The 17389-nt window shown below is 67.4% G+C and carries 17 protein-coding genes; 9 read left to right on the top strand and 8 right to left on the bottom strand.

The features are described 5' to 3' along the window. Positions 1-300: 300 nt before the first annotated feature. Positions 301-2100 carry an ABC transporter ATP-binding protein gene (locus ACO07Z_RS18250; RefSeq protein ID WP_421699999.1) on the bottom strand — a complete coding sequence of 600 codons (1800 nt, stop codon included), beginning with the start codon at positions 2098-2100 and terminating at the stop codon, positions 301-303. A gap of 243 nt (positions 2101-2343) precedes the next feature. Continuing rightward, a complete protein-coding gene (locus ACO07Z_RS18255; RefSeq protein WP_421700000.1) occupies positions 2344-3411 on the bottom strand; it encodes a DUF6065 family protein in 1068 nt (355 codons plus the stop codon). Between the two features lie 1184 nt (positions 3412-4595). Between ACO07Z_RS18255 and ACO07Z_RS18260 the strand changes: the two genes are divergently transcribed. From ACO07Z_RS18260 to ACO07Z_RS18275, 4 genes are all read left to right on the top strand, one after another. Next, positions 4596-4991 (top strand): PqqD family protein, encoded by a 396-nt coding sequence (locus ACO07Z_RS18260; protein WP_421700001.1) that lies wholly within the window; start codon positions 4596-4598, stop codon positions 4989-4991. Further along, entirely contained in the window at positions 4988-5398 is a 411-nt protein-coding gene (locus tag ACO07Z_RS18265) for a lasso peptide biosynthesis B2 protein (protein WP_421700002.1), read from the top strand. The genes ACO07Z_RS18260 and ACO07Z_RS18265 overlap by 4 nt, the downstream gene beginning before the upstream one ends. Before the next feature lie 613 nt (positions 5399-6011). After that, entirely contained in the window at positions 6012-6380 is a 369-nt protein-coding gene (locus tag ACO07Z_RS18270) for a hypothetical protein (protein WP_421700003.1), read from the top strand. Further along, on the top strand, positions 6377-7372 hold the full coding sequence (locus ACO07Z_RS18275; protein WP_421700004.1) for a nucleotidyltransferase family protein: 996 nt from the start codon (positions 6377-6379) through the stop codon (positions 7370-7372). Before ACO07Z_RS18270 ends, ACO07Z_RS18275 begins: the two co-directional genes overlap by 4 nt. A gap of 18 nt (positions 7373-7390) precedes the next feature. Here ACO07Z_RS18275 and ACO07Z_RS18280 read toward each other — a convergent pair whose 3' ends face one another. From ACO07Z_RS18280 to ACO07Z_RS18300, 5 genes are all read right to left on the bottom strand, one after another. Further along, positions 7391-8299 carry an efflux RND transporter periplasmic adaptor subunit gene (locus ACO07Z_RS18280; RefSeq protein WP_421700005.1) on the bottom strand — a complete coding sequence of 303 codons (909 nt, stop codon included), beginning with the start codon at positions 8297-8299 and terminating at the stop codon, positions 7391-7393. Then, positions 8296-8502 (bottom strand): DUF1656 domain-containing protein, encoded by a 207-nt coding sequence (locus ACO07Z_RS18285; protein WP_421700006.1) that lies wholly within the window; start codon positions 8500-8502, stop codon positions 8296-8298. The genes ACO07Z_RS18280 and ACO07Z_RS18285 overlap by 4 nt, the downstream gene beginning before the upstream one ends. 14 nt (positions 8503-8516) lie before the next feature. Further along, the gene (locus ACO07Z_RS18290; RefSeq protein WP_421700007.1) at positions 8517-10562 is read right to left on the bottom strand and encodes an FUSC family protein; all 2046 of its coding nucleotides are present in this window, start codon (positions 10560-10562) and stop codon (positions 8517-8519) included. Between the two features lie 182 nt (positions 10563-10744). Next, a complete protein-coding gene (locus ACO07Z_RS18295) occupies positions 10745-11581 on the bottom strand; it encodes an alpha/beta fold hydrolase (protein WP_244375242.1) in 837 nt (278 codons plus the stop codon). Between the two features lie 272 nt (positions 11582-11853). After that, positions 11854-12543, bottom strand: a complete 690-nt coding sequence (locus ACO07Z_RS18300; protein WP_421700008.1) for a helix-turn-helix domain-containing protein — start codon at positions 12541-12543, stop codon at positions 11854-11856. Between the two features lie 283 nt (positions 12544-12826). On the opposite strand from ACO07Z_RS18300, the gene ACO07Z_RS18305 reads away from it, so the two are divergent. The 5 genes from ACO07Z_RS18305 (at position 12827) to ACO07Z_RS18325 (ending at position 16882) form a co-directional block, all read left to right on the top strand. Further along, positions 12827-14209: a two-component system sensor histidine kinase NtrB gene (locus ACO07Z_RS18305; protein ID WP_421700009.1), complete on the top strand. Its 1383-nt coding sequence runs from the start codon at positions 12827-12829 to the stop codon at positions 14207-14209. Further along, entirely contained in the window at positions 14206-14865 is a 660-nt protein-coding gene (locus ACO07Z_RS18310) for a response regulator transcription factor (RefSeq protein ID WP_421700010.1), read from the top strand. Before ACO07Z_RS18305 ends, ACO07Z_RS18310 begins: the two co-directional genes overlap by 4 nt. 113 nt (positions 14866-14978) lie before the next feature. Next, on the top strand, positions 14979-15347 hold the full coding sequence (locus ACO07Z_RS18315; protein ID WP_421700841.1) for a response regulator transcription factor: 369 nt from the start codon (positions 14979-14981) through the stop codon (positions 15345-15347). Between the two features lie 116 nt (positions 15348-15463). Beyond that, positions 15464-15991: a Dps family protein gene (locus ACO07Z_RS18320; protein WP_421700011.1), complete on the top strand. Its 528-nt coding sequence runs from the start codon at positions 15464-15466 to the stop codon at positions 15989-15991. Between the two features lie 174 nt (positions 15992-16165). Continuing rightward, the gene (locus ACO07Z_RS18325) at positions 16166-16882 is read left to right on the top strand and encodes a glutathione S-transferase (RefSeq protein ID WP_421700012.1); all 717 of its coding nucleotides are present in this window, start codon (positions 16166-16168) and stop codon (positions 16880-16882) included. 15 nt (positions 16883-16897) lie between these two features. Here the strand turns inward: ACO07Z_RS18325 and ACO07Z_RS18330 are convergent, their stop codons facing one another. Continuing rightward, positions 16898-17350, bottom strand: coding sequence for a MarR family winged helix-turn-helix transcriptional regulator (locus tag ACO07Z_RS18330; protein ID WP_421700013.1), 453 nt, complete (start codon positions 17348-17350; stop codon positions 16898-16900). Positions 17351-17389 lie beyond the last annotated feature (39 nt).

Below are 17389 nucleotides of genomic sequence, written 5' to 3' on the forward strand. Positions count from 1 at the left end.
CTCGAAGTCTCTCGCTCTGACGCCGTCGCCGAGGGCGGGCGGTTGAACGGCCCTCGCCTAGGGCGCCGGCGCGGAGAGCCTTCCGCTCGGCGTTCGTTGTCCCGCCAGGCCGACGCTGGCTCGCGGAACTCAGACGGCGCATAGCGGCGCTGACCCTAAAGGCTACTCCGCGAAACCGGAACAGGCTCCAGCTGGAAAGCAGGAGCCTGTCACCCGTGTCCCCGCCGGCCCTCCTTTCCGCCTGCGTAATGGCGGCAGTCGGGGCCGGCGGGGGGGCATGGTTCTTCCGCTAACCGCCGCTCATCCCGCCTGCGTTTCCGCGATCTGCGCCATTCCGTCCGATTGCCGTTCGAAAAGGCGCCGGTAGCGACCGCCCCGACGCGCCAGCAGATCGTCATGCCGTCCATCCTCAAGAATGCGGCCATGTTCGAAGACCAGGATGCGGTCCATCGCCCGCACCGTGGAAAGCCGGTGCGCGATGACGATGGCGGTGCGCCCCTGCATCAGCCGCTCCATCGCCTGCTGGATCGCCGCTTCCGATTCCGAATCGAGGCTGGAGGTCGCCTCGTCCAGAATGAGGATCGGCGCGTCGGCCAGGAAGGCGCGGGCGATCGCCACGCGCTGGCGCTCGCCGCCGGAGAGCTTCACGCCCCGTTCGCCGACCAGCGTGCGATAGCCCTTCGGCAGTCGCACGATGAAATCATGCGCATTGGCGAGTCGCGCCGCGCGCTCGATCTCCGCTTCGGTGGCGCCGGGCCGGGCATAGGCGATGTTCTCCGCCAGCGTGCGGTGGAACAGGATCGGCTCTTGCTGCACGATGGCGATCTGCTGGCGCAGAGAGGCCTGCGCCACCTCGCGCACATCGTGCCCGTCAATCGCCACCCGGCCGCCGGTGACATCGTAGAGCCGCTGCAGCAGCTTGACGAAGGTGGTCTTGCCCGAGCCGGACGGGCCGACAAGGCCCACGCGTTGCCCCGCGGGGATCACCACATCCAGCCCGTCGAACAGCGGCGCGGCGTGCCGTCCATAATGGAAGGTGACGTTCTCGAAGCGCACCTCGCCGCCGCGCACCGCCAGGGGCTGCGCCGCGTCGCGGTCGGCGACCCCGGCCGTGAGGGCGTGCAGGTCGACCATCTCCTCCATGTCGTTCACTGCCCGCTGGAGATTGTGCACATGCTGGCCGATCTCGCGGAGATAGCCGTGCAGCACGAAATAGGTGGTGAGCACATAGGTCACGTCGCCCGGCGTGGCGCGCCCCTGCCACCACAGCCACAGCGCCGTGGCGGTGACAGTGGTGCGCACCAGCCAGAGCAGGGCGAACTCGCTGCTGGCGCTCCAGGTCGACAGCATCCAGGTGCGCCGCACCCGCCGGCGCCAGCGCGTGACCACGGCGCCGAGCCGCTCGTCCTCGCGCGCCTCGGCGCCGAACGCCTTCACCACCTGGTTGGCGCCGAGCGTGTCGGAGAGGATGCCACCAATGCGGGTGTCCCAGGCGTTGGATAGCCGCGCCGCCGGCGCGACGACGCGGGTCGCCAGCAGGACGGTGAGCGCGCCATAGGCCAGCGCGCCCGCCGCCATCACCAGCCCCATCACCGGCCAGTGCAGCATCAGCAGCAGCACCGTGCCAGTCAAAACCACTACGGAGGGCAGCAGCGAGAGCAGAAGCACGTCGTTGATGACGTCGAGCGCCCACATGCCGCGAGTGATCTTGCGCACGGTGGAGCCGGCGAAGCTGTTGGCGTGCCAGTCGCTGGAAAAGCGCTGCACGCGGTGGAAGGCCTCGCGCACCACATCCGACATGATGCCCAGCGTCAGCGGTACCACGCCCCACCAGGCGAGATGGCGCAGCAGCACCATGACGAGGCCGAGCCCCGCCATCATGACAAAGGCATGCAGCGCGGCGGGCGCCTCGCTCTTGCCGGCGGTGAGGGCGTCGATCAGCCGGCCGGCATAGAGCGGCACGAAAATCTCGGTCAGCGTTGCCAGCACGATGGCCACACCGATGCCGGCCGCCATGGGCCAGCGGCGCGCCCAGTGACGGAAGGTGAAGGCGAGCACATTGCGCAGCGCGTCGCTGCCGCGTTCAATCGGGAATGACATGGGAAATGCAGGCGCGACAGGCGCGCCTCTCCTGCGAACGGAAATCAGTTCAGAGCGGGAAATAGGTGATGGAGCGGCGGGGGAGCGCGGCTCCTCAGCCTGCCGAACTAGCCGTGCCGGATCACAGCCGGGGTGGGCCGACGAAACAAAATAGTCATGCGCGCCCCTCCCTGGTTCGCAGTGTCACTGTCCGCATCAATACCATGATCTGCCGGCGCGGACAATCGAGCGGGGAGGGGGGCTTCAGCGCACGCGGGCAATGGCGTGGCGGGCGAGCAGATCCGCAGCCAACTGGAGCAGATCCGCCGCCAGCGTCGCCCGCTCCACCTCGAACTCGTCGAGCAGCGTGTCGATGATGTCGGCCATGGAACGTGTGCCGTCCATCAGCGCGACCGCGCTACGCGCCGTCTCGTTCATCTCTGTCGCCTCGTCGCCGGCGGTGTGCGCCGCAACGGCCTTGAACACGGCGGTCTCATCAAGATCGGCACCGTCCGCCTGCGCCGTGCCGTGGTCGCCCGCCTGCCCGTGCACATAGCTCACGCCCTGCGGCGCCAGATCGCCGAAGCGGGCGTCCCGCTCGGGGGCTGCCAGCCGACGCTTGATGCGGTGATCGTCGGTCGCCCGGAGCTTGCCGGTGGGAGACTGGCCCTGCAGGTAGAAGCGCTGCCATTTCTGCGTCTGCGCCTCCGGGTCCTGCTGCGCCAGCTTCCGGTTGAAGGCGAGGCGGGAGTCCCGCCAGCTGGCATATTCCCGCTCCAGATCGGGGTCGGACGCCAGCGGGCGCAGGCGCGGCGTCACATCCTCAAGCGCCACGCTGGGCCAGAGGCTCAAGAAGCAGAACGGCTCTCCGGCCGCGAAGCGCACGCTGCCGGGCTGGAGAAAGCGCCAGTTCATGGTGAAGGTGAAGGGTGCCCAGTTGGTCTCGACGATGCCGTCGAGCGGCGCAATACCGGCCTTCATGCGGTTGGGCGATCCGCGGCACCAGATCACCCAGTCCGGGTCGGTGCGGAAGAGGTAGCCGGTCTGAAAGGTGAGGATGCCGGAGCCGAAATGCGACGACGCATAGGCGGGCACGCTGCCATCGTCGGCACGGACGACGATATCCTCCAGGCTGGCGCCGCCATTCCAGCTCGCGGTCAGGTCGACGGGATTGATGAGTTCCCAGCCGGAGGCATTGGCGATGGAGAGCGGCGTGCAGCGATAGGCGAAGCGGTCCGGCGTGCCGTCCATCCAGTCGCGTTCGGAGGCGCCGGGAACGATGAGCGGCGGGTCCTTGAATAGGGGATAGCAGTCGAGACGCAGCCTAGCCATGTCCGCGTTTCCATGTCAGCCGGCCCGTGAGACGTACATGCCGCTATGAGGTGACGCGCATAAGCAAAAGGCCCATCCCGCCAAGGATGGGCCTGCACGTTCTGAAGCGCAAACACGCGTGGCGCTTACGCCCGCACGTCTAGCCTCACGGCGGCGGCGGCGGAGGAGGAGGCGCCGGCGGCACAAACGGCACTCCGGACACCGGGATAACCGGCGCAGGCGCCGATGCTGAACTCAGCCGAACGGTCTGCATGACCGCTGGCGGCACGTATGGTTTCTTCATTCACTCCCCCAGTTCCGACTTAACTCGCAACATTCATTCACATGTCATTGGCCAATTACGGTGTCAACGATCTCTGAGGCGGAGGTGCGGGGCGGCACGACATCGACGACACAGTGCGATTTTGCTGACACAGCCGTCGTCGTCGCTGTGCGAGAAAGGGAGGCCATGCGCCCCCGGACCGGTGCCCTGGCGCGAAACTGCGCGCGTTGCCAATGCCGCCCATGATGCGGCGCAGAGGTCGAATAATTCGTCAGAAAAAAGGCATCTCAGGCGCCTGTCGTGCCAGAGATGCCCATTTGATAGCAGGACGACAAAGCGCGGTGCGAAAACGCGCGCGCTCCGGCGCTCAGGTCGGCGGCACGAGCGGCGCCCCGGACACCGGGACTACCGGAACGGGTTCTGACGCGGAGGTCAAACGAACCGTCTTCGTGACCGTCGGCGACACATATGTCTTCTTCATTCCCAACCCCAATTTAGAATTAAATCGCAACAATCATTCACATGTCATCGCCCAATTGGGGTGTCAACGCTGCCCAAAAGGGGAAGCAGTGGGCAGAGCGAAGTCGGTGCCTCGCGTCACATTGTCGACACAGCCATTCGGCCCGCCGGTGTGAAATAGGGGGGCCGGGATCGCTCGCAGCGGAAGCAACACATTCGCTTGCGAACTCCGCGCAGGATCTGCGGTCGGAACTGCGTGCCAATCGGGATAGAAGTATCCCCGGCGCCTGACACGTCGGGGATGAGATGTGATCGCGGAGACGGCAACGCGCGGCGTGGAGCGCCTGCGCTCGGATCCTTAGCCTGCCGGTACGACTGGCGCGCCTGACACCGGGACAACGGGATCGACGCCCGACGCATCACTGCTGGGGTAGCGTGTCAACCGACTCCGGAGACGCGCACGGTGGCCCGTTCGCATTTGCAGTTCGACACTACCCAGCCTCTGGTGCGTGTGCCCCGCGCGTGGCATGTGAGACCGCTCAACGTGTCGCCACACGCTGGCGGGGAGGACGAATTGGAATTGGACTGTGTGCTTCGCGTTTCCCCGCTCGCCAGCTTCCAGCCGCTCGGTGACAGCGCCGTCGTGCTGCGAATCGACAGTGGCCAGCTGTACTCGGCGAATACCACGGCGCAGGCGCTGCTCTCCGCCATGGATGGGGAGCGCACCCTGGCCGACATCGCCTCCCTCCTCATGGACGGTTTCGACGTGGACCGCGATGTTCTGGAGCGGGATCTGCTTGCCCTGAGTCGGCAGCTTCTGGACGACGGCATCGTAGAGCAGGTGCCCTCCGCGTCATGACCCGGGAGGCGCTGCGTCGACGGCTGTGGTGGGAGGCGCGCTCGCTGCCGCTTCGGGTGCTGGGCCGGGACTTCGCCGGTCTGCTGGCACTCGCGAATCGCCCGCTCCGCAACATTGACGCGCAGGGCCTGCCGGTGACGGAGATCGTCGCCGCCGTGGTCGCGGCGACGCGGCGGCCGTGGATGATGCGCGACCGGCGTTGCCTGCGGCAGGGGCTTCTGGCCTTCCGCGCCCTTCACAGTGCCGGCCACCGGCCAGCCCTGCATTTCGGCGTCGACGCGGCAGGCCTGAAGGCCCCGGATGGCGTGGTGCATTGCTGGATCGTGATCGGCGACGAGGTCGTTCTCAACCCTCCCAACCCGGGAATGACGACGGTCTTCATCCATTCCTTGCCGGACGTGGGTTGATGCACAGGCTCTGCTTTGCCCTTGGCGCGGAGAACTGGGTGGTCGAAGGTTCCGATGCCTGCCTGCTTCCACCCCTGCGCGCCCTTCTTAACGGGCTTGAACGGGACCCTGCCGGGGCCGCGCCGCCGACATGGCGCCTGGAACGCGGTCGACCCGACAGCGCTGGAGCGCAGGGGCTTGTGCTGCACGAAGGGCAGATGGAAACCGGCTCCCTTTTCCGGCTGTTTGAGACGCCCGACGCGCTCGTCCTGCTTTGCGGGAGCGAACTGCGTATCGAGGCCGATCGCGCGGGTGGCACGGGGCGTGCGATGGTCGCCCCCGGCAGTGAGAGATTGCTGATGGGCCAGGCCGGCGTCTTCATGATGGCGGCTGCGCTCGACAGCGTGGGGCAGCAGCTCGTCCATGCCGCCGCTCTGGTGCGGCCCGGCGGGGCCGGGGCCATTCTGCTGGCGGCGCCGAGCGGGGCGGGGAAGACCACAACGGCGCTCGCTCTGGCCCAACAGGGGTTCGGCCTGATGTCCGATGATGGCGCAGTGCTCTGTCCCGGTGCCGGGGCGTGGACATATGGGGCCTTCCCCGCCGTCCCAAAGTCCACCGGGCGACGGCCGCACTGTTGCCCGCGCTTGCGTCAGGCCTTGGCGGCGACTGGGACTCCGCCGGCGAGCAGCCGCTCGACCTCGCGCCCATCAGCGGGCTCGGCGTGGCGCCGCCCGGCCACGTGCTGCCATTGGAAGCGCTTGTCTGGCTGGGTGGGCGCCGGGCGGGGGGCACGCGCTGCGAGCCGATGGCCCGCGACGTTTTTCTCTCCGGCTTTGCGGCCGACAATCTCAATCGCGCGACGACCGGCGTGCCCCAGCACCAGTTGAGGCGATTCGTGGCCATGAGCCGGGCGGTCGGCCATGCGCCCACCTATGAGCTGCGGGTGGGCGACGATCTCGCCGATGTCGGCGAGGCGCTTCGGCAGGGGCTCGCACAGGCATGAGCCGCACTCCGCTCTGCCCCACTCATGCCCGCTGGCTGCTCGCCCTATCCGACCCTGAGGGGCCGGGTCCGGATCTGTCGACCCTTCCTCCCGCCGCCGTGCCGCAACTGCTGGCGGCGGCGCGAGCACACCTCGTGCTGCCGGTCCTGTGGCGCCGCCTGCGCGACATGCGGACGGCGGAAACCGCGGTGGCGCTCGATAAGGCGCATCGGGAATTGGAACTACTCACCGCCCACGGCCTGCTGCTGACGCATTATGCCGGCCGCATCGCCGCAGGCTTGGCGCCCGCGCAGGTGCGTTTCGCCATCGTCAAGGGCCGCGCCTTCGCGGCGCTCTACCCGCATGCCTCCGACCGGCCCTTCACCGACATCGATATGCTGGTGCAGCCCGAGGACCGGGCGATGGTCGAGGCGACGCTCGAGGCGCTGGATTTCGTGCCGGCTCCGCGCAAGACCATCGACCATTCGGCCGCCTATGGCGAATTCAAATGGACCGCCCGTCAGGCTCCGAATGTGCTGGTCGAGGTTCACCTGAACCTCGTGCATTATCCGCTGCTGCGCCGCACCGTGTCCCTGTCGCTGGACGACCTCGCCGCCTTCGGCGGCGCCGAGGCGCCGGCTGGCCGGCTCATGGTCGCCGTGGCTCATGCGGCCGCCGGCCACAAATTTCACGCGCTGCGGCTCATCGTCGACGTGCTGCAGGCCGCGCGGGCGATGGAGGTGCAGACGGCGCAGGCCTTTGCCGAAACGGCCGTGCGACGGGGCTGGGCGCTGGAGGCCGGCATCGCGCTCGATCTTGCCGCGCGGCTTTATGGCGATGCGCGGACCGCCTCTATCGCAACCCTCCTGCCGTCGACGCCTGCGCGCGCGCTTGCCGCCCGTCTGCTGTCGGAGACGGCGATCCTCGACGCCCCGCAGCATGGCATCGCCTCCCGTCTCCGCCGCACCCTGGTGCGCGGGCTGCAACATGTGCGGCCGGCGCGCCGGCAATGACGGCGGGCATGCGGCCCGTCAGCCGCCCGACCCGTCGCCGGTGATGGAGACGGTCGCCGTCAGCCCGGCGACGAGGGTGATGCCGGCCGGCACAGGATCGAGTACCACGCGCACAGGGACGCGCTGGGCCAGGCGGACCCAGGTGAAGACCGGATTCACCGTGGCGAGGCCGGAACCGTCGGGCTGCGCGTTGGGCACCGCGATGCCGCGCCCGACGCCCGTGACCTTGCCGCTCAACGTGCCGGGATAGGCCATCAGCGCCACCCGCGCCGTATCCCCGACATGGACGCCACTCAGCACCGATTCCTCGAAATAGGCGTCGACCCAGAAGCTGTCGCTGTCCACCACCGACAGCGCGCGCTGGCCGCTGGTGGCATAGTCGCCGGGCTGGACGAGGAGATTGGTGACGTAGCCATTGACCGGCGCGACGATCCGCGTGCGGCTGAGATTGAGCCGCGCCTGGTCGCGATTGGCCAGTGCCTGCTGATAGGCGCCCTGCGCCATTTCGGCGGCGGCGGCAAAGGCCTGCTGCTCCTCCTTGGACACGGCGAGGGCATCGAGATCGGCGCGCCGCTGCGCCTGCGCCTGCTTGTTGTCGAGATCGGCCTTGGCCCGGGTCACGGCGGCGTCGGCATTGGCCAGCGCGATCTGGTAGTCGTCGGGCTCGATCACCATGAGAACATCGCCCTTGTGCACGAACTGGTCGTCCTTGACCGGCATCTCGACGATGCGGCCGGAGACCTGCGGGGTCACCGTCACCACATAGGCGCGCACCGTGCCGTCGCGCGTCCACGGGGTATCCATATAGGTCCGCCAGGTCCACCAGCCGAGCAAGCCTGCGGCGGCGAGGGCGCAGAGCGTGAGCCCCACAGAGAGCAGGGCGCGAAAGGTCGACGGCCGCTCTGCGGCCGGGGTGAGCATGGTCATGGCCGTGGCCCCACAGAAAGGACGATGAGCGAAAGCAGGATGATGTAGATGCAGAGGTTGAACAGGCCGGGGTGCCAGACACGGCGCGGCAGGCTGAAATGATTGGCGATCCGGCTGAGCGGAAAGGTCGCCACCCAGGCCGCCAGCATCATCACGGCGAAGGGGGCGACATAGACCCCGAGAATGTCGATTTCTCTGAACATGTCGTTCGGCCCTTTCAGAGCAATGGGAATCGGCTGGCCGGCGAGGCAAGCAGCGCAGCGTGCAGGTCGAGCGTGTCGAGGATCACCTCGACTGCGGCACGCGCCTTCAGTTGCTGCGGGGCCGAGGTGCCGTCCGTGGGTGTGCCGGCGAGATCGTCCCGCTGGCTCAAGGTCAGCAATGTCGTCCGTGCCGTGCCGAGGCGCCCGGTCGCGAGCGCGTCAAGCGCCTCCGTCAATGCCGGCCCCGCCAGAGAGCGCGGCGCCAGCGCCCGGAGTTGCAGGACGACCTGCCCGAGGGCGAGCAGCGCCATAAGGCTTCCGGCCTGCTCCGGCGTCGCCTGCGGCGGCAGCGCTTCGGCCCGCCGGGTTAGCCGGGCGGTCCAGCGCAGGGCGGTGGTCGCGCCGGGGGAGCGGGGGAGGCGGCGGAAGTCGCGCAGCGAAAGGTCGATGAGCCGGCAGGCGCGCAGCTGTGGCGGGACCATCGGCAGAATGGTGAAGAACAGCGTACCGATGACCGTGCCGGTGACGATCGCCAGAGCGAGGTTGAAATAGGCGGCGGCGTCGTAGCTTGTCGGATTGCCCACCCCTAGCAGCGGCAGCGCAGCGATGGACATGCCGAGAAAGGCGACATTGTGCCAGCTGCCCGCCTGCATCACGCCGAGCGGAACGTAGAGCAGGAACAGCAGGGTCAGTAGGGCGGGGAAAGTCGAGAGGCCCGGCAGCACGGCGAAATAGAGCACGCCGCCTAGCGCCACCATCGCGGCCGCTCCCATCGCGTAATCCTTGGCGAAGGCGCGCGCCTGGTCGCCGAAAGAACCGAAGATCAGCGTGCCGGCGGCGGCGAAGACGATGGCGAAGGCGCCGTTCGGCCAGGCCGACACCACCCAGAAGGCCGAGGTGAGCAGCACTGTGAGGAAGACGCGCAGCCCGTTCAGCAGCGCCGGCAGCGGGTCGGCGATCACGAAGGGGCGGCGTGGCGGCGCGAGGCGCGGGCTGTTGGGTTCCCCTAGCAGGAGGATGGCGTCCGCGAGGCCGGCGAGGCCGTCGACGACCTCGCGCGTGGCATCGAGCGCGATGCGTCCGGCGCCGTCGCGGGCCGGAAGCGTGTCAAGCTGTGCCGCGACCTCCTCGGCCGCCTGCCGCAGCTGCCGGGGGGCGTGGTCGAGCTGTGCCGGGTCGAGGCGTTCCAGCAGCGGGACCAGATGGGCGCGCAGCGGCGCGCGGCTCGGGCGGTGAAGGGTGAGATGCGCGCCGGCATTGCGCCAGCCGACGAGCGCGCCGACCAGCCCGTCCATCATCCGCTGCAGATTGCCGGCGCGCGAGCGCAGATAGGAGGATTCGCCGATGGCGGCGTCGATCTGCGTGTGCAGCAGGCCGAGGCTGCGCGTGAGAGCGCGGCGCCTGGCCACGAGGTCGGGGGGCTCGCCTCCCTGCTGCAGGGTCGCGAGGAAGCCGTCCCTGAGTTGCTCCGCCGTGCCGCGCAGCGTGCCGGCCAGTTGCCGGCGCGCCGCGCCGAAATCGGTCAGCACCATCACCAAGCCGGCCGAGGCGATACCGATGCAGATCTCACCGACTCGGATGACGGCGAGAAAGAACGCGGTGTCCGGATTCGCCAGCGTGTCGGCGAAGATGATCACCGCGGTGATGCCGGAGAGCGCCGCCGCATAGGAGGCGAAATTGCGCAGCAACACCACCGCGACCCCGCACAGGCCGCACCAGAGGGCGAGGCAGAACAGCAGCGCGTCGCGTTGCTGTGGAAACACCGCCAGCATCGCCACCATCATCAGCCCGCCGACAATGGTGCCAATGGCGCGGAAGCGGCCCTTCTGCAGCGAGGCGCCGAGATTGGGCTGGCAGACGATGGCCGCCGTGGTCGCCGCCCAGAACGAGTTCTGCAGTTCGAGATAATAGGTGATGTACAGCGCGAGGCTGACCGAGGTGGCGAGGCGCAGCCCGAAGAGAAGGCGCGGCCGAAACGGGGCGACGAACGACCGTGCCGCCGCCAGAGCGAGTTGCGGACTGCCGAGATTCAGCGCCGGTGCATCGTGAACGTCGCTCATCGTATCGCCTGCCGGGAAAGTGGATGAGCCCAGCATAGGCGGTGCGTCGGCGGCGAAAATTATACGCCCGTTCCAGCCTCTAGCGCTTTGGTATGGCCCGCATTTCCCGCTCGCTGCACGCGAAAAAGCGGCGATGCCCGCGAAGGCATCGCCGCTCATCCGTCACGTCATCTGCGGTTCGCTCAGGCCTGGATGAAGGCGAGCAGGTCCGGATTGATGACATCGGCATGGGTGGTGAGCATGCCGTGCGGGAAGCCCGGATAGGTCTTCAGCGTGCCGTTCTGCACCAGCTTCACCGAGAGATGGGCGGAGTTGCCGATCGGCACGATCTGGTCGTCCTCGCCATGCATCACCAGCACCGGCACGCTGATGGCCTTGAGATCTTCCGTCTGGTCGGTCTCGGAGAAGGCCTTGATGCCTTCATAATGCGCCTTGGCGCTGCCCATCATGCCCTGGCGCCACCAATTATTGATCGCGCCCTGCGAGACCTGCGCACCCTCGCGGTTGAAGCCATAGAACGGGCCGGAGGCGACATCGAGGAAGAACTGCGCGCGGTTGGCGGCGAGCGCGGAGCGGAAGCCGTCGAACACTTCGATCGGCAGGCCGCCGGGATAGGCTTCGGTCTTGGCCATGATCGGGGGAACGGCGGAGACCAGCACCGCCTTGGCCACCCGGCCCTGCGGCTCGCCGAACTTGGCGACATAGCGCGCCACCTGGCCGCCGCCGGTGGAATGGCCGATATGCACCGCGTTCTTCAGGTCGAGATGCTCCACCACCGCCGAGACATCGGCGGCGTAGTGGTCCATGTCGTGGCCTTCGCTGACCTGAGCCGAGCGGCCATGGCCGCGCCGGTCGCTGGCGACGACGCGGAAGCCCTTGCCGAGGAAATACAGCATCTGCGCGTCCCAGTCGTCGGAGGACAGCGGCCAGCCATGATGAAACACGATGGGCTGGGCGTCCTTCGGACCCCAATCCTTGAAGAAGATCTCAACGCCGTCCTTGGTCGTGACGTAACCCATAGCGCTATTCCTTTGATGGAGGGGTGGAACCAGTCTCTTCCTGCGCTTCCGGGGAAGGCGCGGGAAACTCGTGATGCGCGGCCGACATCCGTGAAGCGCCGTTGCATCGTCCGCGATAATATATAGCGCGATATATTTTTTCGTGAAAGCACGAAAGGCGGGCGCAGGCGCCTTTTTGTGTGTGCATGCCTGCATGGCAGATATGCGTGGCGGTTTCGCGAAACCGCCGGCCGGTCAGGTGGCACCGGCAGGGGCGGCAAGCAGGGCGTGCGTCAGAAGCCGATGGCGGCGCGCGTCTCGGTTGCCGCCGCACGGCCCGGCCAGCCGGCGGCCATGAGGGCGAGCGGGGGGTGGGCCCCGTGGTCGCGGCGCGTCGCGGCCTCGGCCTTTTGCGCCTTGAACCGTCGGGCTTCGGCCACCCGCCAGTGGCGCGGCGTGTCACCCGCAACACGTTTGAACACCGTGGTGAAATGCGCCTGCGTTTGGAAGCCGACCGCGAGGGCGATGTCGATCACACGCTGGTTGGTGCCCGCCAGCAGCTCCTGGGCGGCTTCAATCCGGCAGCGCAGCAGATAGTCATGCGGGCGCAGGCCGGTGGCGAGACGGAACTGAGCGGCGAAATGCATCCGGCTCAGCCCGGCGGCGCCGGCCATGTCGGCGAGGGTGATCCGCTCGCCAATATTCATCTTCACATACTCAACGACGCGCTTGAGACGCCATTTCGGCAGTGCCGACTTGACCCGCGCATTACGGTCAATGGCGGTGATCGCGCCGTCTGCTTCCTGAAGGCGTTCTGCGCTCTCGCAATACACGCCGCTGTCGGTGGTGTTCGCTGCGGGGGAATGCATCTGAAATCCTCTCAAGATCATCAGGCAATTCGATGAGTTGAGAGTAGACGGCTGGACGCCAGACAAAATCGTACCAGCGTTTCGTTCGCTATGCTCTTGGGTGTCCGCTCTCATACCTTGGTATGTACGGCGAGCCACCCGGATATACCGAAGGGGGCATCGGCCCGAGGGAACCGCGCCGGTGAGGGATAGACTATAAAAGTACCTCCGAACCAAGGAGCTGCGCGCGGGAGGATGAGGGAGGACGCGCCGCATCGGCGCTGGACCGTGCGAACAGGATAGCTTTAATCAGCCCCTTCAACCGTCATGCGCCGTCTGACGGAACGTCAGGGCGGTGGAGGAACGAGGCGGCATGACGGGAAAATCACCGTATTTCTTTCCAGCTCTGGCCGCTGTCATGGCAGCGCCGATCTTCGCCGTCGACACGCTGACCCCGCTCGATACCGCCATCGCCGTTCTCTACGTCGCCGTCATCATGCCGTCGGCGCATTTCCTCGGCCGTCGCGGCGTGCTGGCCGTCTCGGGCACCTGCATCGCGCTGACGCTCACCAGTTTCGTCATCGTACATCAGGACGATTGGGAGGGGTCGGCGCTGGTGCGGCTGATCGTCAGCCTGTCCGCCATCCTCATCACCAGCCTGCTCACCTTGCGCAACCAGCAGGTGACCTCGGCGCTGCGGGAGCAGGCGAACCTCCTCAATCTCACCCACGACGCCATCTTCGTGCGCGATCTCGCCGACAGGATCACCTACTGGAACCACGGCGCCGAGGAGCTCTATGGCTGGAGCCGGGCGGAGGCGCTGGGCCAGACGGCCGCCAGCCTGCTGCGCACCCGCTTTCCCGACACGCCGGCGCGCATCCACGCGGCGCTACTGGCGGACTCGCAATGGGCGGGCGAGCTGACCCATTTCAAGCGCGATGGTGCGCAGGTCACCGTGCTCAGCCGATGGTCGTTGCAACGCGACAAATCCGGCCGCCCGGTTGCTGTTATGGAGACCAATAACGACATCACCGAACGCAAACGCTCCGAAGCCATGCTGCAAAAGGCCCAGACCGAGCTTGCCCATGCCGCGCGCGTGGCGACCATGGGCGAACTTACCGCCTCCATTGCCCATGAGGTGAACCAGCCGCTTGCCGCCGTCGTCACCAATGGCGAGGCGTGCCTGCGCTGGCTGGGGCGCGAGGTCCCGGACCTTGGTGAGGCCCGTGCCTCGGTGGAGCGCATGATCAGCAACGGACGGCGCGCCAGCAATGTGATTGCCCGGCTGCGGGCGCTGGCCCGGCGCGACGATCCTGATCATGTCGCGCTCAACCTCAACGACATCGTCGAGGACGCGCTGACGCTGGTGGAGCGGGAGGCGGATTCGCACCACATCGCCGTCCAGCTCGACCTCCAGCGCGCGCTGCCGGATGTCTCCGGCGACCGCGTACAGTTGCAGCAGGTGGTCATCAACCTGATGATGAATGCCATACAGGCCATGGCCGGCGTCTCCGGCCGGGCGCGGCGCCTCGCGGTCACGACCCGGCAGGAGGGTGTGGCCGGCGGGGCCGGCTGCGTGGCGGTGGAGGTGCGCGACACCGGCATCGGCGTGGACGAGGCGGGCGCGGAGCATTTGTTTACCGCCTTCTACAGTACGAAGAAGGAGGGTCTCGGCATGGGACTGTCGATCTGCCGCTCGATCATCGAGGCCCATGGCGGGCGCATCGCCTTCGCCGCCAATCCCGATCACGGGATGAATTTCACCGTCAAGCTGCCCGCACTGAAGGAGCCGGCGCCGTGATTTCCCATACCTCGTCCAGTCGCACTCCGGCCGCCGCGCCCGCGCCCACGGTGATTGTCGTCGATGACGACGAGGCGTTGCGCGAGGCGCTGAGCAGCCTGTTCCGCTCGGTGGGACTGCGGGTCGAGCTTTATGGTTCGGCGGCGGAACTGCTCGCCGCCAAGCCGCCCGCCGCGCCGCGCTGCCTGGTGCTCGACATCCGCCTGCCAGGGGTGAGCGGGCTGGACTTCCAGGCCCAGATCGCCGCTTCGCCTATGAACATGCCGATCATCTTCATGACCGGCCACGGCGATATTCCGATGACGGTGCGGGCGATGAAGGCGGGCGCGGTGGACTTTCTCACCAAGCCGTTCCGAGACCAAGACATGCTCGATGCGGTCGCGACGGCGCTGGAGCATGACCGCCGGCAGAGCGAGGCCGACAAGGCGGCGACCGACATACGCGCGCTGTACCAGTCGCTCACCGCCCGTGAGAAGGAAGTGATGGCGCTCGTCACCTCCGGGCTGATGAACAAGCAGGTGGCGGCGCAGATCAATCTGTCCGAGATCACCGTAAAGATCCACCGCGGCCATGTGATGCGCAAAATGAACGCTAAGTCTTTGGCGGATCTGGTGCGGATGGCCGAAGCGCTCGGCCTTGGCATCACAAAGGCTTAAATTGCAAACCTCCGTATGATTTGCATCCCGGACCTTTCGCGCCATCCTTCAGGGAACGCGCCAAGGCGTGCCGCTTTGACCGCGAAAGGAATGCCCCCGTGTCTGAAGTTCCGATGATCGCCATCGTCGATGATGATGAGTCGGTTCGCGTGGCCACCTCCAGCCTTGTCCGGTCCTTCGGCTTCAAGACGACGGTGTTCGCGTCGGCGGAAGATTTTCTCGCCTCGCCGACAATGCCGCGCACCGCCTGCCTCGTCACCGATGTACAGATGCCGACCATGAGCGGCATCGAACTGTTTGAAGCGTTGCGGGCGCGGGGCGTTGGCCTTCCCGTGATCTTCATCACCAGCTTCCCGGAGGAGCGGGTGAAGCGGCGTGCGGAGGAGGCGGGCGCCGCCGGCTTCCTCGCCAAGCCCTTCGACGCCGACACCATCATGGGCTGCGTGTTCGAAGCCCTCAAGGGCCAGCCTCTCCCACGCTAGAGCCGGTCCACCGTCACCGTTCAAGCCGACAAGACGAGCGCCGCCTCGGGGCGCATGCTGACGCTTGTCCTGTTTTCGACCCCATGCGCCCCCGCACCGAGCCTCAGGAGCCTGTTATGGACATCGAAGCTATCAAGAAGCGCCGCCTCGCCCCGCTGGGGACTCCCACCGCGCTGCCCTCCAACGCCGTCGCCGACATCGCCGCCGCGCTGACCACGCTGCTGGCCGACGTGTTCACGCTCTACATCAAGACCAAGAACTTCCACTGGCACCTCTCGGGCCCGCACTTCCGCGATTACCATCTCATGCTCGACGAGCAGGGCGACCAGCTCTTCGCCATGACCGACGACATCGCCGAGCGCGCGCGCAAGCTCGGCGGCGTCACGCTGCGTTCGGTCGGCCACATCGCCCGGCTGTCGCGGCTCGACGACAATGACGCCGATTTCGTCACCGCCCAGGACATGCTGGCCGAACTGTGCAGCGACAACATCGCGCTCGCCGGCTTCCTGCGCGCCACCCACACGCTGTGCGACGAGCATGGCGATGTCGCCAGCGCCAGCCTGATCGAGAACTGGATCGACGAGACCGAGCGCCGGACCTGGTTCCTCTACGAATCCGGCCGCCACGACGAGGCGCGGGGCTGAGCCGCCGCGCCCCACCTGCTTCCTCCCCGAAGACCCACCTGGCCGTCGCTGTGCCGCAGCGGCGGCCGCTTCTTGTCGGCACTGGGCCGCACGGTGCTGGCGCCGGCCGGATCGAACCAACATCGCCGGCAGCCGTTTTCCGCCGGGAGATTGCCGGCAGAAGGAGGCGTTGGCGTGAGCGATTATGATTTCTACTACTGGCCGCTGCCGTTTCGCGGCCAGTTCATCCGGGCGCTTCTGGCCCATGCCGGCAAGAGCTGGGACGAGCACGGGGCGGAGGAGATCGAAGCGCTGATGCAGCGTGATCCGACTGACCAGCCCATCGCCTTCATGGGACCGCCGGTGCTCATCGAGCGCGCCACTGGCCTTGCTTTGTCGCAGATGCCCGCCATCGCGATCTATCTCGGCGAGAGTCTCGGCCTGATCGCCGACGATCCCGCCCGGCGGGCGCTGACAGCGAAAGTGGTCAACGATGCCAATGACGTGCTGGACGAGGTGACGCTGGACGGCGGTCGGCAGATGTGGACGCGCGAGCGTTGGGAGGCTTTCATTCCCCGGCTCGTTCATTGGATGCGGATCGGCGAGGCGATCGGCCGGCGTCACGGCCTGACGGCGGACCGAGGCACGCTGCTCGGCACCCCGGAGCCCGGCGTCGCCGACATTGTCACCAGCACGCTGTGGTGCACCATGGGCGAGCGCTTTCCCGCCATTGACGCGCTGCTGGAAGAGAACGCGCCACGACTCGCCGGCCTGACGCGGCGCGTTGCCGCCATCCCCGCGCTCGTCGCGCTTCGCGAGCGCTCGCGCCAGCTCTATGGCGATGCCTATTGCGGCGGCGAGATCGAAAAATCGCTGCGGCAGGTGCTGGGTGCCCCTATTGACGGTTCCTGACCGTGAGGGCGCGGCTCAGCCGAGCTTGCGCAGCAGCCGCAGCGCTTCCACGCGTTCGCTCGGTGTTAGCGGCTCAAGCGTGGCGGCGCTGATCTCCTCGGCCACTTGAATCGCGACATCGGCGACCGCGCGGCCACGGCCGGAGAGGTCGAGGGTGCGGCGGCGGCGGTCGCTCGGATCGTCGGTTATGGCGAGCAGCGCGCGCGCCTCCAGCCGGTCGACCACGCCCTTGATGGTGGCGGCATCGAGATGGATCAGCCGCCCGAGGTGGTTCTGCGAGCACGGACCAATCTCGCGCAGCTTGGCGAGGGCGGCGAATTGCGGCGGCGTCAGCCCTTCGACCATGCGCGCCGCGAACAGGGCGGTGTGGCGTTGACTGGCGACGCGGATAAGAAAGCCGATCTGTGCGTCGACCTGATAGGCGGCGCCGGGTCCGATGCTGGCGCTGTCCGCGCCCTCGCTGCTCATGACGATGCCCCCCTCTGATACCGTCGTTGCATCAGAGCA

It is taken from the genome of Ancylobacter sp. (assembly GCF_965229075.1).
GTDB lineage: Bacteria > Pseudomonadota > Alphaproteobacteria > Rhizobiales > Xanthobacteraceae > Ancylobacter.

Excerpts from the sequence above, each read along its gene's own strand:
- ACO07Z_RS18265 (WP_421700002.1), top strand. The coding sequence starts at position 4,988 with ATGACCCGGGAGGCGCTGCGTCGACGGCTGTGGTGGGAGGCGCGCTCG.
- ACO07Z_RS18330 (WP_421700013.1), bottom strand. The coding sequence starts at position 17,350 with ATGAGCAGCGAGGGCGCGGACAGCGCCAGCATCGGACCCGGCGCCGCC.
- ACO07Z_RS18295 (WP_244375242.1), bottom strand. The coding sequence starts at position 11,581 with ATGGGTTACGTCACGACCAAGGACGGCGTTGAGATCTTCTTCAAGGAT.
- ACO07Z_RS18280 (WP_421700005.1), bottom strand. The coding sequence starts at position 8,299 with ATGACCATGCTCACCCCGGCCGCAGAGCGGCCGTCGACCTTTCGCGCC.
- ACO07Z_RS18320 (WP_421700011.1), top strand. The coding sequence starts at position 15,464 with ATGGACATCGAAGCTATCAAGAAGCGCCGCCTCGCCCCGCTGGGGACT.
- ACO07Z_RS18250 (WP_421699999.1), bottom strand. The coding sequence starts at position 2,100 with ATGTCATTCCCGATTGAACGCGGCAGCGACGCGCTGCGCAATGTGCTC.
- ACO07Z_RS18305 (WP_421700009.1), top strand. The coding sequence starts at position 12,827 with ATGGCAGCGCCGATCTTCGCCGTCGACACGCTGACCCCGCTCGATACC.
- ACO07Z_RS18285 (WP_421700006.1), bottom strand. The coding sequence starts at position 8,502 with ATGTTCAGAGAAATCGACATTCTCGGGGTCTATGTCGCCCCCTTCGCC.
- ACO07Z_RS18275 (WP_421700004.1), top strand. The coding sequence starts at position 6,377 with ATGAGCCGCACTCCGCTCTGCCCCACTCATGCCCGCTGGCTGCTCGCC.
- ACO07Z_RS18315 (WP_421700841.1), top strand. The coding sequence starts at position 14,979 with ATGATCGCCATCGTCGATGATGATGAGTCGGTTCGCGTGGCCACCTCC.
- ACO07Z_RS18290 (WP_421700007.1), bottom strand. The coding sequence starts at position 10,562 with ATGAGCGACGTTCACGATGCACCGGCGCTGAATCTCGGCAGTCCGCAA.
- ACO07Z_RS18255 (WP_421700000.1), bottom strand. The coding sequence starts at position 3,411 with ATGGCTAGGCTGCGTCTCGACTGCTATCCCCTATTCAAGGACCCGCCG.
- ACO07Z_RS18300 (WP_421700008.1), bottom strand. The coding sequence starts at position 12,543 with ATGAGAGCGGACACCCAAGAGCATAGCGAACGAAACGCTGGTACGATT.